13 protein-coding genes are annotated in these 12,342 nt (G+C 58.8%); 3 read left to right on the top strand and 10 right to left on the bottom strand.

Going from position 1 to position 12,342, the window contains the following annotated elements; all coding sequences use genetic code 11:
- Positions 1-52 precede the first annotated feature (52 nt).
- Positions 53-1,687, bottom strand: coding sequence for an amidase (locus AC0L27_RS07760; protein WP_473318499.1), 1,635 nt, complete (start codon positions 1,685-1,687; stop codon positions 53-55).
- Between the two features lie 113 nt (positions 1,688-1,800).
- Here AC0L27_RS07760 and AC0L27_RS07765 point away from each other — a divergent pair, with 113 nt between their 5' ends.
- From AC0L27_RS07765 to AC0L27_RS07775, 3 genes are read left to right on the top strand one after another with little or no spacing between them, the layout of a single operon-like run.
- Positions 1,801-2,406, top strand: a complete 606-nt coding sequence (locus AC0L27_RS07765) for a sulfite oxidase-like oxidoreductase (RefSeq protein WP_473318706.1) — start codon at positions 1,801-1,803, stop codon at positions 2,404-2,406.
- Complete coding sequence (locus AC0L27_RS07770) at positions 2,393-3,154, top strand: ferredoxin reductase (RefSeq protein WP_473318501.1); 762 nt, start codon at positions 2,393-2,395, stop codon at positions 3,152-3,154. Before AC0L27_RS07765 ends, AC0L27_RS07770 begins: the two co-directional genes overlap by 14 nt.
- 7 nt (positions 3,155-3,161) lie before the next feature.
- Positions 3,162-3,428 (top strand): DUF6510 family protein, encoded by a 267-nt coding sequence (locus AC0L27_RS07775; protein WP_473318502.1) that lies wholly within the window; start codon positions 3,162-3,164, stop codon positions 3,426-3,428.
- Positions 3,429-3,573: 145 nt separating this feature from the next.
- Here the strand turns inward: AC0L27_RS07775 and AC0L27_RS07780 are convergent, their stop codons facing one another.
- The 9 genes from AC0L27_RS07780 to egtD all read right to left on the bottom strand — a co-directional run bounded on the left by AC0L27_RS07780 (position 3,574) and on the right by egtD (position 12,333).
- Positions 3,574-4,344 carry an SDR family oxidoreductase gene (locus AC0L27_RS07780; protein ID WP_473318504.1) on the bottom strand — a complete coding sequence of 257 codons (771 nt, stop codon included), beginning with the start codon at positions 4,342-4,344 and terminating at the stop codon, positions 3,574-3,576.
- A gap of 12 nt (positions 4,345-4,356) precedes the next feature.
- Positions 4,357-5,334 (bottom strand): zinc-binding alcohol dehydrogenase family protein, encoded by a 978-nt coding sequence (locus AC0L27_RS07785; protein WP_473318505.1) that lies wholly within the window; start codon positions 5,332-5,334, stop codon positions 4,357-4,359.
- Positions 5,335-5,370: 36 nt separating this feature from the next.
- Positions 5,371-6,240, bottom strand: coding sequence for an alpha/beta fold hydrolase (locus AC0L27_RS07790; protein WP_473318709.1), 870 nt, complete (start codon positions 6,238-6,240; stop codon positions 5,371-5,373).
- Between the two features lie 141 nt (positions 6,241-6,381).
- Positions 6,382-6,954: an AraC family transcriptional regulator gene (locus tag AC0L27_RS07795; RefSeq protein WP_473318507.1), complete on the bottom strand. Its 573-nt coding sequence runs from the start codon at positions 6,952-6,954 to the stop codon at positions 6,382-6,384.
- 701 nt (positions 6,955-7,655) lie between these two features.
- Positions 7,656-8,270 (bottom strand): response regulator transcription factor, encoded by a 615-nt coding sequence (locus AC0L27_RS07800; protein ID WP_473318508.1) that lies wholly within the window; start codon positions 8,268-8,270, stop codon positions 7,656-7,658.
- 2 nt (positions 8,271-8,272) lie between these two features.
- Positions 8,273-9,919 carry an ATP-binding protein gene (locus tag AC0L27_RS07805; RefSeq protein ID WP_473318509.1) on the bottom strand — a complete coding sequence of 549 codons (1,647 nt, stop codon included), beginning with the start codon at positions 9,917-9,919 and terminating at the stop codon, positions 8,273-8,275.
- A gap of 324 nt (positions 9,920-10,243) precedes the next feature.
- Positions 10,244-10,858, bottom strand: a complete 615-nt coding sequence (locus AC0L27_RS07810; RefSeq protein WP_473318510.1) for an HWE histidine kinase domain-containing protein — start codon at positions 10,856-10,858, stop codon at positions 10,244-10,246.
- Positions 10,859-10,961: 103 nt separating this feature from the next.
- Complete coding sequence (locus AC0L27_RS07815; protein WP_473318512.1) at positions 10,962-11,120, bottom strand: hypothetical protein; 159 nt, start codon at positions 11,118-11,120, stop codon at positions 10,962-10,964.
- Positions 11,121-11,352: 232 nt separating this feature from the next.
- Positions 11,353-12,333, bottom strand: coding sequence for an L-histidine N(alpha)-methyltransferase (gene egtD / locus AC0L27_RS07820; protein WP_473318513.1), 981 nt, complete (start codon positions 12,331-12,333; stop codon positions 11,353-11,355).
- Positions 12,334-12,342 lie beyond the last annotated feature (9 nt).

Below are 12,342 nucleotides of genomic sequence, written 5' to 3' on the forward strand. Positions count from 1 at the left end.
TGATCGGATCATCGCTCATTGAAAATCCCCGCCGCTCACAAGGACTCGTCGGTCACGCCTGAAGGGGGCGCTCACGGCAAATTCGGTAGTTGTCCTGCCATGGCCGAAGCCGCTCGAACGCAGCGCTCGCCGCCAGCACTTCCGAGTCGGCATTTCTCCGGCCTATGATTTGCATCCCGACCGGAAGTCCCTCGGACAGACCCGCCGGCATCGACGCTGCCGGATGTCCCGTAAAGTTGACAAAGTAGGTCAGGCACCAACCGATGAGGGGATCTATCTCCACGCCGTTGATGGACGTCGGACCGATCGTATTCCCGTCGCTTGAATTATCGACCGGCGGACACGCGAGAGTGGGCGTGACGAGCAGATCGAACTCCTCGAAGACACGCTGGAATGCGTCGTACACCTCGGACCGGACGGCCTGGTCTCGAAAGAAATCGAGACCAGACATCCGGTTGGTCTTTTCGACCCAATCCAGATATTCGGGCGGAAAGTCAGCGCGATGCTGCCCGAACAGATCGATGCCATCGCGCCTGATGTTCTCGATCGCCTGCAGGTTCAGAAGCATGTAGAGGCGAGACCAGACGTCGCTCAATTCCCGCTGCGAACGGGAGATGCCGAGCTTGACTTCCTGAACGTGAGCTCCGGCTTCCTCGAAGGCCATCAACGCGCGGCCAACCGTCTTCGCCACCTTTCCGTCGACCGGAAAGACATCCAGGTTCGGACTATAGGCAATCCTTAGACCGCGAATGGAACGTCGGGTCGCCGCCGTGAAGTCGACCGCCGGACCGGTCAGGCTGAAAGGATCCCGCGGATCATGGCCTGCGAGAACGTTCAAAGCGACGGCCGCGTCCTCGACCGTCCTGGTGATAGGACCTTCGAAGAGGAAGGGCGAATCAGCCGCGCCGAATGCGTTTGGGCGCACCAAGAACGGCACGCGGCCAAAGGATGCCTTGTAACCGTAGACGCCACACCAGGCGGACGGAATGCGTATCGATCCGCCGGCATCCGTGCCCTCTGCAATGGGCAGCAGTCCATCGGCCACCGCTGCGGCACTGCCGCCGGAGGAGCCGCCGGCATTCTTGGAAAGATTGAAAGGGTTGCGGGTGGGACCGAATAGGTAATTGTCGCAGGTTCCCCGGAAGCCCATGAGGGAGCTGTTGGTCTTGCCCAGAAACACTGCTCCGCCACGTTTCTCCATGCGCTCGCAAAATGCGCAGTAGCCGTTCACGACGTGGTGCTTCAGCGCGCGGATGCCGCCAAGGCTCGCTGGCCAGCCCGGCTTGAAATCGAATAGATCCTTGAGCGCCGACGGAATGCCATGCAGCGGCCCCAGCGGCTCGCCGGCACATAGTGCGCGTTCGGCCTCTTTCGCACTTGCACGGGCTCCCTCGAAATCGAGATAAACGAGCGCGTTGAGACTCGGATTGCGTACTTCAACGCGCCGAATAAAGTCGTCGATCACTTCAACCGGCGACAATTCGCGCCGACGGATGCGAGCTGCCAATTCCTGAGCGCTGAGGTAAGCAAGCTCGTCCGAATGCAGCGCCCGCCTCACGTCCGACATCGTTACCTCCTGCTCGAACCACTCGAGATCGCTGGGCTCTAGATATTGAAATGAGCCGTGGCTGCGCATCCGCAATTGCTCTGTCTTTCTCGATCTTGATGCATTCTCCGCAACGGCCATCGACAAGCCATCAACCGAGGTGCATCTGCGTTGGAGCGGGGTACACGGCACGCCGATATCGCGTCCGGACTACTGCGCGTCAGACATAAGGGCACGCATCCATGGACCAGCCTATTGTTTCCCGTGGCTTCAGATCAAAACGCCAGACTTTCGGGGCGGCCGAGTTGCCGCCCGGGCAGTATCTGACGACCGACTTCCCCGTGCTCTCCGCCGGACCGACGCCGGACATCCGTGTCGCCGACTGGAAAATTGCGCTTCAACTTGGCGGAACGTTGCTTGGCAGGTGGACCTGGGACGAATTCGAAGCACTGCCCCAGACCACGATCAAAACTGACATTCACTGCGTCACGAAATGGACGAAGCTCAACACGGTTTGGCAGGGTGTCACGTTCGACGACCTTTTGAAGGTGGTTGGACTGGACGAACCACCCAATGCCTTTGTCATGGCGCATTGTGACGACGGGTACACAACGAACCTTCCCATTGCCGACCTGATCGGCGGAAGAGCAATGATTGCGACCCGCTATGAGGATTTGCCGCTCGCTCCGGCTCATGGAGGCCCTGCGCGGCTTCTTGTTCCTCATCTCTATTTTTGGAAGAGCGCAAAGTGGCTCCGGAGACTGCGCTTCATGCCCACAGACGAGCCGGGGTTCTGGGAGTCGCGTGGCTATCACAACTACGGCGATCCCTGGAGGGAGCAGCGATATGATGGCGATTGACGCGCCTCAGTTGCGGTCTAGGATCGAATGGCAGATCGGACGTGTGCAGGCTATCGTGGCCGAAACAAGCCGGGTGAAGAGCATCGCCCTGCAGCCCACCCGTTGGCCCGGGCACTGGCCTGGACAACACGTCGACATTCGCCTCACGGCCGACGACGGCTATCGGGCTGAACGAAGCTACTCGATCGCGTCGCCTCCGGCGGAACACCTCATTACCCTCACCGTGGAGCGGATCGAGGACGGCGAGGTTTCCTCCTATCTGCTCGATGAACTGCAGATTGGTGACGCTCTCGAGTTTCGCGGACCGATCGGCGGCCACTTTATCTGGAATCAAACGGCCAATCGCCCGCTATGTCTCGTTGCGGGCGGCAGCGGGGTTACGCCGCTTATGGCCATGTTGCGTCACCGCAGAGCATCGTGCGACCCCATACCTGCATCGTTGATCTATTCGGCTCGCAGCCTGGACGACATCATTTACCGAGATGAACTCGATGCGATGTCCGACGGCGATGCTGACCTGCGGCTGGTTTATGCTCTTACTCGCGCGTGTCCTCGCAACTGGCGCGGCCACAGAGGGCGGATTGACCAACTCCTGCTCGCGGAGAGCAGCTTTGCGCGCGAAGAAAACCCCTTGTTCTTTGTCTGCGGCCCCACAGGGTTTGTTGAGAGCATCTCAAGCAAGCTTGTGAAGCTCGGCTTCGATCCGCTCGCCATCAAAACTGAACGTTTTGGACCATCAGGAGAATAATTGTCCCATGTTCGACACTATCTCTGATCTCATCATCGGCGGTGACCCAGCTACACATCTACTGCAGGAGCCTTTCGCATTTGACATCACCCTGACGAAAGTTCAGTGCGGCGCATGCTATACGATGGTCGGCCTTGGCTCTCTTGTCGCAAGCGGAGGGCGCTCGGAGGCGATCGTAAGGTGCTCCAATTGTGGAAACGAGCTGATCAAATCAGCGCGCACCCGAGAAGGACACCTGCTTGAGCTGAGCGGGGTGCGGCACCTACGCTTCTGAACGCTAGGCCTGGTTCCATATTTTTGGCGCGACTGCGAAGCGGTCGGCGCAAAAGCCGGCCCACACGCTATCTGCGGCCGAATGGCATCAGGCCTTCCAAGCTTAGTCGGCGCCTGATTTGCGCGCTCGAGAGCCCGCACCGAGCTCAAATCGATTTCACCTCGCCGCCATCCATTCGTAAGGCCGCCCCGGTCATCCAACGGGCGCCGGGCGATACCAGAAACGCCATCAATTCAGCGATCTCTTCCGGCTCACCGTAACGCGCGATGCCGGCATCCCTGGGGAACTTCGTGGTCGCTTCCTCGACCGTCATGTTATGAGAAGCCGCCCAATGCTCGAGATAAGAGCGGCGACGCCCCGTCATCACCGGGCCGGGCAGAACGCTGTTAACTTGCACCCCATCGCTAATTCCCTTGTCGGAAAACGCCTTTGCCAGGGCGACAATCGCGGCATTGATGGTGCCTACCGCGGCATAGGGCGCTTTTGGGAACAGGGCGGAGTTTCCAGACATCAACACCACGGCACCCTTGGTTGCCATCAGCGACGGCCAAGCGGCGATGGTGAGCCGCCGAGCGCCGTGCAGCTTCAACGCCAGTCCGGCTTCCCACTGTACGTCGGTCGTCTCGAACAAGTCGACCTGTGGCACCGCGCCTGCAATATTGAGGAGAGCATCGATGCGGCCAAAGAGAGCCAGAGTCTGATCGACAACAGCTTTCGCAGCGCGAGGTTCGGACAGATCGGCCTCGAGCACCAGAGCCTCTGCACCGACAGCCCTCACCATCGTTGCAGTGTCCTCCAGATTGGAACGATTTCGTGCAACGACAACAATGGCCGAAAAATCGCGTGTCAGGCGCACCGCAGTTGCGCGGCCGATGCCCTGGCTTGCGCCCGTAACGATAGCAACTGTCCTTGACATAGAAGATCCCCATCACTCGATCACGACGACCATCTTTCCGATCGCCTCGTTCGCTTCCATGACGCGATGCGCCTCGTGGATCTCGTCGAACCGGAATATCCGGGTTGGCTTGACATCGAGCCGCCCAGCCGCGGCGTCGGCGGCAATTTCTCCCAGAGGTACGTCGGAGAGAGGAAACCCGGGCGTCCCGAATACGAAGCTGCCGAAGAAGGTCAGATAGACCCCGCTTGCCATCTGCAATAGCGGGTTGAAATCGACAATCGGATCAAGTCCACCCAGCCAGCCCGCAAGACATGATCGGCCTCCGCGGCGGAGCAGGCCGAGCGAATCGAGGGCGACAGTGTTGCCGACGAGATCCAGAACAGCATCTACCTGCTTCGCTTCGGGAAGATGATGTGAGAGATCGCGCCGTTCAATTTCGCAACGGGTCGCGCCAAGTTTCTCCAGCATGGCAAAGCGCTCCCGACTGCGGGTCGTAGCAATGACTCGCGCGCCGGCATTGACCGCGAGTTTGAGCGCGGCTTGACCAAACGAAGATGTCGCGCCCCGGATGACGAGAAGCTCCCCCCTGCGAAGGGCCAGGTTGCGGAAGAGACATGTCCATGCCGTCGCAAAGGTCTCTGGTATGGCTGCGAGCTCTGCCCAGGGCAACTTCGAATCAAACAGGGCGACGTTCGAGACCGGAGCCCGCGCATACTCGGCATAACTTCCATTAATCGTCCGGCCGAGGCCGCCCATCAGCGCGGCCACCCTCGCTCCGACAGGGAATTCGCCGCCCGGACACGACTTCACGAGGCCCACGCATTCAATTCCACTGATAGGCGCCGCGTCGACCCATTCGCCTCGGCGCATGTGCATCTCCGCGTGGTTAATGCCGAATCCCTTTACTTGGATGACGGCGTGACCGTGCGACGGCTCCGGTTCAGGAACATCCCGATAGACCAGGCTGTCCAAGCCGCCGAATTTTTCAAGGACGATAGCGCGCATCATCTTTTTCCTGGCGCTCGCTGCTACAAGTGCATTCGTTCACGCGCCCGACGTTTGCCGCAAAAGAAACCCGCCGATCGCGGCCGCGATCTCCGTTGCATGAGTTTCGAGGGCAAAATGGCCCGTATCGAAGAAGCGCACCTCCGCGTTTGCGATGTCGCGCTGAAATGCGTGTGCGCCCGCTGGTAGGAAGAACGGATCGTTCTTGCCCCAGACAGCGAGAAAGGGAGGCTGATGCTTCCGGAAGTAAGCTTGAAATTCTGGATACCTGGCGACGTTTGTTTTGTAGTCCGCGAACAGATCGAGCTGTATCTCGTCGGCACCGGGACGCGCGAGATAGTGATTGTCCAAGGTGTATCCATCGGGGGAGACGAGGGAAGTATTCGGTACCCCGTGAGTGTACTGCCAGGCCGTGGTCTCCGGAGAAAGCAACACACGTAGCGCCTCCCGGTTCTCTTTTGATGGATTCGTCCAGTAGGCTCTGATTGGATCCCATCCATCGCTCAGCCCCTCTTCGTAAGCGTTTCCGTTCTGCGAGATAATGGAAACGATGCGTTCGGGATGGCGGACGGCCATCCGCAAGCCCGTCGGCGCACCATAGTCAAAGACGTAGAGCGAGAAGCGAGCGAGCCCGACGACTTCAGTGAACCGCTCGATCACCTGCGCCAACGCGGCGAATGTGTATGTGAAGCTTGCTCGGCCGGGCATGTCGGACTGCCCAAATCCGGGCAAGTCCGGCGCCACAACCCGGAAGCGACTTGACAGGGCGGGGATCAGGTCACGGAACATATGGCCAGCTGTCGGAAAGCCGTGCAGCAGCAGCAGGACCGGCGCGTCGGCCGGCCCGGCCTCGCGATAGAATATGTTCAGTCCGTCCACGTCAGCTTTGCGATATCGAATGCTTGTCATCCGCAGTCCTTTCTGCTCGCCCTTCAACGCCCGTGCGGTTGCCAGAAGGCCAAAATGATCATCCAAGGGCGGGCGCCCCGGGCGCGCCCGACTATTTCGCGGGTCGCAATGCCCTGGTTACAAGCCTCTCGGCGATTCGCTTCATTTGAGCTCCCTGCGATAGTCGGTAGGCGTCCAACCCGTTGCTTTTCGAAAGGCCGAGCTAAAGGAGCTCGTTTGCGCATAGCCGAGACTGAGCGCAATGTCAGTGATCGAGGCCGCGCGATCAGCCAATCGCAATTTTGCGAACTCCATGCGTCGAAGCACCTGGTATTGATAGGCCGGGATCCCGAAAGACCTTTTGAACGCTCGGCAAAAGTGGTGAACACTCAGCCTGGCGAGCTCGGCAAGCTTGAGCAGGCAGACCTGCTCTCCCAAATGCTCTTCCACGTACTCGACGACGACACGCTTCTGCCAGCCTGCCAATCCGCCACGACTGATGGGTGTCGGCTCGCGAATCACGTCGCTATCCGGCATGGAAAGCTCGTGGGCGAGCACGCCGCAGAGGGCTTCGAGATAGGGTGCGCACTCCGTTCCGCAGCTTTCTATTGCCTTCTTCAACTTGAAGGCAGTTTGCCAAACGAGCGCATCCTCGAAGTACACCCTCGGTGAAAACTGAGCGTCAGTGGCCTCTGATAGGCGAAGGGCAGCGGGATCGAAGTAGAGAAATGTCACCTCTGTAAAAGAAGCCGCTTCATGCCATTCCCGGTAAGCGCGTCCCGCCGGGACGAACGTTAGAAGGCGGTTGGAACCGCGCAGCTTCGAGCGACATACACCGTCGACGGATGCCTCCCCTCTTTTCCCGGCGCCTTCGTTGTAGAGTGCGAGAAGATGCCTCGACCCCTGAAAGCGAAATTCCGCCCTGTTGCCGCAAGGCAAGTGAACACTCTCCGAAACCCACCAACGCCGACCCATCTCAAGTCGCGTCACCGGATCGGCAGGAGTTATGCTAACTCTTGAATCGAGGGCGACTGTGGAACACTTGACCAACCGCACTTCGCCCACTGATCGCGCCGGCGAAGCTGAGACTGCGCCTCGTTGCTTGCTCTCACTTCGAATTGCTAAGTTCATTCCCATCGTCGTCGCCCTACCTTGTGCTCCGGATGGCAGTGTTCGCTCATCAACGAACTTCGGTGCCGAGGGGATGCTTGGTTGCCTGTTCGCAGATGTTGAAGCCGCAAGCTGCAAAGGCGGCATCGCTTCTCCGGTCAGGTGTGCTGCCAATCACTGGAAGCACCTCACAGGGAGAGCATGCTGTTCAACCGCCCTGTCAGCAATCTCGCGGTTGTGCGGGCTCAGCCCATACCTAGGTATGGGTGCCGGGGCAGGAGTCGCGCCGGCGGCTTCAGCATCGGCTGCTTGTCTAGCACAACGCTCTATCGCTGGAGTTGAAGCGCCTCAGCCATTCGAACGAGCATCGCCGCCGTTCTCGCTCCCAGCTTGCGCATGACGCTTCCGCGGTGCATCTTGACCGTAGCCTCACTGATAGAGAGTTCGTTGGCGACCTGCTTGTTCATCAACCCGGATGTCACAAGCGTCATCACCTGCCGCTCGCGAGTGGTCAGCAGCGAGAACTTTTCCTGCAATTGCGCAATATGTGCACTGTCGTCGCGTCGATCGATATCTTTTCGAATCGCGGCGGTGACGGCATCCAGAAGATCCTGGTCTCGTATCGGCTTGGTGAGGAAATCGACCGCGCCCAGCTTCATGCCTCTGACCGACATAGGGATATCGCCAAAAGCGGTCATCAGGATCACCGGGATGCCGACATTGATCTTCGTTAGGTATTCCTGCAACTCAAGACCGCTCGTTCCGGGCAATCTGACGTCAAGCACCAGACACGCCGGCGCATCCGATAACTCGACCTTCAAAAAGTCCGCTGCAGAACCATATAGCGCGACCTTGTAATTCAGTGATTCGAGGAGATCTCCGAGCGACTCGCGGACAGCGCGGTCATCGTCAACAATATGGACGATCCCGGATTGAGACACGTCTACTGGATTCTCGACGACCGAACTGCTTGGCGGCGCGGGAGACTGAACGTGAACTTCGCTCCGCACCTCCCGTTTTCTTCCACCCATAGCTTCCCTCCGTGGAGCCTGACTATCTTCCGGCAGATCGACAGCCCCAGACCGAGCCCAGCTCCCTTCGTCGTATAGAGAGTCTCAAAGACCCGATCTCTATCGGCCGGATCGACACCCGCACCCGTATCCGCGATCGCAACCGAGATCATATCATCACCGATCCACGATGAGATGGTCAAAATGCGGTTCCCCTCTCCTACTTCGGTCATCGCCTCGATAGCGTTACGCATAAGATTAAGAGCGACCTGCTGGATCTGAACTCGATCCGCCTCGAGACGAGGCGCCGGCCGGTCGAAATCCGTACGTACGACGACACCAGCTCGCTCGATCTCTCGCTTTGAAAGGAGAAGGACCTCCGCAACCGCGTCGTTGATATCGAATTCTGCAAAGCGAACCTGGGCGCCTCGTACCAGGGACCTGACCCCTGTCACCACATCTGCGGTTCGGCGCGCCTGCCTGATAATGCGTGCAATCGATTTTCGCGCTTCCGCGGCCTCAGCGGGATCCCTATCGAGCCACCGCGCGCAAGCCTCGGCGCTTGTGAGTATACCCGTCAGAGGTTGATCGATCTCGTGAATGATGGAGCCAGCGAGTTCACCGAGCGAGGTCAGACCCGACGCACGCGCAAGCTCATTCCGCGCGTCTGCAAGCGCCTGCTCCGCCGCCTTCCGCTGTGAGATGTCAGTGATGATGCCCTCGAGCTCCAAATCTCCCGTTGGCCCCTCGTCGAATTGCCCAACAGCGACTACGTGCAAGGATTTTCCGTCCCTATGAATGACGCGATATTCGTGAGCAAATGGCGATTTGGTGCTGATCGCCTCGCTAAGCGCCCGCTCTAACGCAGGATAATCTTCCGGATGGATTCGACTTATGAACATTTCGAATGGCACGGGATTTACATCCAGATCAAGATCCAGAATGCGGTAACACTCGCGCGATCCCCGGGAGAGGAGAGTCCTCGTATTCCAGCGATAGCTACCCATGCCGCCTATCTGCTGACCTCTGACCATCCACATGTTGGTCTCGCGTAGTGCCTCGAACAGTCGAACCGATTCGAACGAAATGGCGGCTTGACTGGCCAACATCGAGATCACCCGCACGCGCTGAGGCGTAAAGATAGCTACATCGTCGTCGGACTCGAGATAGATTACGCCGATCGCCCAATTCTGATGAACCAGCGGCAGGCATAATTGAGCTATCTTGCCGGACGATGGCTTCGTCGCGTCAATTAGCGCCGAGCTCGCAGCTCCGGCAACCCTCACCACCGTCTCTTTTCGCCCGAGGACCTCTTCGGCGAGATCTTCAGGTAGATTGAATTGCGCGCTTTGAGGGAAGGAGGCAAGAAAGTTTGCTCTCTCGCGAGGGAAGCTCGCATCCGCCTTGGCAAGCATATCCCGTTGCCCGCTGAGCAGGATCGCGCCGCAGGTCGCACCGGAGTAGCTTAGAGCCTCGGCGAGGAGGGCTTTGGCCAATCCCTGATAACTGATTTCCCTTGAGATGACCTGGAATGCCTTCGCGACCAGCTCAAGTTCGTTCGTCTCGCTTTCCCGGCTCATGCGAGCTGCCCTAGTGACCGTGCGAGCCGTTCAGCGAGACGCGACATATTTCGGTCGAGGTCGAACGCTCCAGAGAAAAGGTCCTCATCGATAGCGACGATATGCAGGTCTTCGCTACGACTGCGCCAATGGGGTTGCAGGAAACGCCTGCCCTGCAGTCCTGAGCGCGCCGGACAGGTGCATTGCACCTCGGGCAAGTTTTCTCTGCACGCGCGCAAAAAATACCCATGAGCATCCACGAAACCGCAGGCGACCCCGCCGGATTCATTTCGGACCTCGCTACACAGACTTTGGTCGGTGAAGGGAAGGAACAACGAGCATCGATCAGCCAACATCGTACGGGCCGGCCGTTGCGTGGTCTAGATCGACCAGCAACCGACAAACGAGACCATCGGGCGCGAAGTCAAGATCGACCTCGGCGTTCGGCAAGGCCCTCTCGATCAACTTCGTCCCAAAGCCTGCGCGTCCCGGCTTTCTAACACTTGGTCCGCCGCGCTCACGCCACTCTATGGCAAGGGCCTGCCCCGCGAGGTGGGGCGGGCGATCCCAGCTGATTTTCACCGCACCTATAGCTGACGACAACGCTCCGTGCTTACTGGCATTGGTAGCCAATTCATGAAAGATGACGTGCAAGGACAAGGCAATGTGCGGCTCCAATCTCACGTCAGGCCCGGACAGAAGGATGCAGTGGCGGTGCGACATCGCGTGCGGCCTGAGCGTGCGCTCCAGAAGCCATGCAAGTAACACCTGACGCTCTTGCGCGCCCTCAATCATCCGATAGGCGTTCGACAGGGCTGCGATTCGAGCCGAAAGTGCTAAACGAAGTTCGGAAGCAGTGTTCGCGTCAGTCGTATCGACGAAGCACAGAACGACGCTGAGGAGATTGCGCATTCGGTGCTGCAACTCCCTGACAACGAGCTCGAGCGTGTCGCTGCTCATTTGAACCGTCTGCCCATAACCCGCGTATCCAGTTTCGGTTTTGGCTGAGTATGTGTTAGTGCGCCTCATGTTCGGACCTACCGTCTGCCTTGACGTTGGGAGTTCAGCATCCGCGACATATCTTCAACTTCTTGTCGAGCTCCGCATCGAGGTCCTGCTGCTTCTGATTAAAATCGGTAATGCGTCTCTGCAACGCTTCAACAGCCTTTGAATTCGGCATAAAAGCGCTGCCGCGCGGCTGCACATGCACGCTCTCGGCCATACCTGGTTCAGTGGACGATGGGGGCGTGGAGACTGGGTCTGCGAGCGCGGAGAGAGGTATCGCAGCGAAGCTGATAAGAAGGGACGAGCGGAAATGCATAGCCTCACCTCGGTGCAGTTAGTTCGCGTGAATGCTCGCTCATTGTGCAGCACACCGGCCGATCCTGCTGTTCGTGGATTGCGGCAATTGAGGTTATATTGTTTGAATCATTCCTGTTGACCCTTGGGGCGGCCTATGGTGCCGCTTGCGGCGGTCTTTGCTCCGCTAGAACGACAGAGAAGAGTCCTGCATCGTCCGTCCAGTCGGCCACCGGCTTCCATCCCCCAGATTGCAAGAGGATGAAGGCCTCGCCTCGCCCGTACTTGAGGCTGTTTTCGGTGTGGATGGTCTCACCCTTCACCAAGAAGAAGGCGCGACCGTCAACATCGAACCGGACGTCTCGGATCGCCTCCAGATGCATTTCGATGCGAAATTCTGCATCGTTCCATCGTGCCACATGACGAAATGCGCCCAGTGGAATCGAGCCACCCAGCTCGCGGTTGATCCGATGCAGGAGGTTAAGATTGAACGCCGCCGTGAGTCCCTGCGGGTCGTCATACGCCGGCAGCAGAATCTCTTGACTCTTGATACGATCAATTCCTATGAGCAGCATGGATCCGGCGCCCAACGTCCCGGCCAAGGCCCGCAGCAAATCGACTGCTGCATGCACTGTCAGATTACCGATCGTCGAACCGGGAAAGAAGCCAAGGCGGGGACTCTTCGCAATCTGCTCTGGCAGTGCGAAGGGACGCGTAAAGTCCGCCTCGGTTGGATAGATCGGAATTGTTGGAAACGCACGCGACAGGCCTACCGTCGTTTCACGAAGAAACTCTCCGGAAATATCGATCGGAACATAGGCCGATGGCTCGATGTCTGCCAGCAATAGCCTCGTCTTTGCCGACGAGCCTGAACCGAACTCAACAAGGGCGCGGCCCGGCCCTGCGATGGCAGATATCGCCGGGAGCGCGGAAGCAAGAATCGAGCGCTCGGTTCGGGTTGGGTAGTATTCGGGCAACAGGGTGATCGCTTCAAACAGAGCCGACCCGCGATGGTCATAAAGCCACCTCGCTGGAATTGCCTTTGGGTTTCGAGTCAGCCCTTCAAAGACGTCATTGCGGAATGCGATCGTCGCGTCAGCCATCTCGGATGGCAATTCATTCTGGAGCGGGAACAACCTCAATTT

It is taken from the genome of Bradyrhizobium sp. Ken51 (assembly GCF_055807435.1).

Bases quoted from the DNA above. Each gene is read 5' to 3' on its own strand.
- AC0L27_RS07810 (WP_473318510.1), bottom strand. From the start codon at position 10,858: ATGAGCAGCGACACGCTCGAGCTCGTTGTCAGGGAGTTGCAGCACCGA.
- AC0L27_RS07770 (WP_473318501.1), top strand. From the start codon at position 2,393: ATGATGGCGATTGACGCGCCTCAGTTGCGGTCTAGGATCGAATGGCAG.
- AC0L27_RS07780 (WP_473318504.1), bottom strand. From the start codon at position 4,344: ATGTCAAGGACAGTTGCTATCGTTACGGGCGCAAGCCAGGGCATCGGC.
- AC0L27_RS07775 (WP_473318502.1), top strand. From the start codon at position 3,162: ATGTTCGACACTATCTCTGATCTCATCATCGGCGGTGACCCAGCTACA.
- AC0L27_RS07785 (WP_473318505.1), bottom strand. From the start codon at position 5,334: ATGATGCGCGCTATCGTCCTTGAAAAATTCGGCGGCTTGGACAGCCTG.
- AC0L27_RS07760 (WP_473318499.1), bottom strand. From the start codon at position 1,687: ATGGCCGTTGCGGAGAATGCATCAAGATCGAGAAAGACAGAGCAATTG.
- AC0L27_RS07790 (WP_473318709.1), bottom strand. From the start codon at position 6,240: ATGACAAGCATTCGATATCGCAAAGCTGACGTGGACGGACTGAACATA.
- AC0L27_RS07815 (WP_473318512.1), bottom strand. From the start codon at position 11,120: ATGGCCGAGAGCGTGCATGTGCAGCCGCGCGGCAGCGCTTTTATGCCG.
- AC0L27_RS07805 (WP_473318509.1), bottom strand. From the start codon at position 9,919: ATGAGCCGGGAAAGCGAGACGAACGAACTTGAGCTGGTCGCGAAGGCA.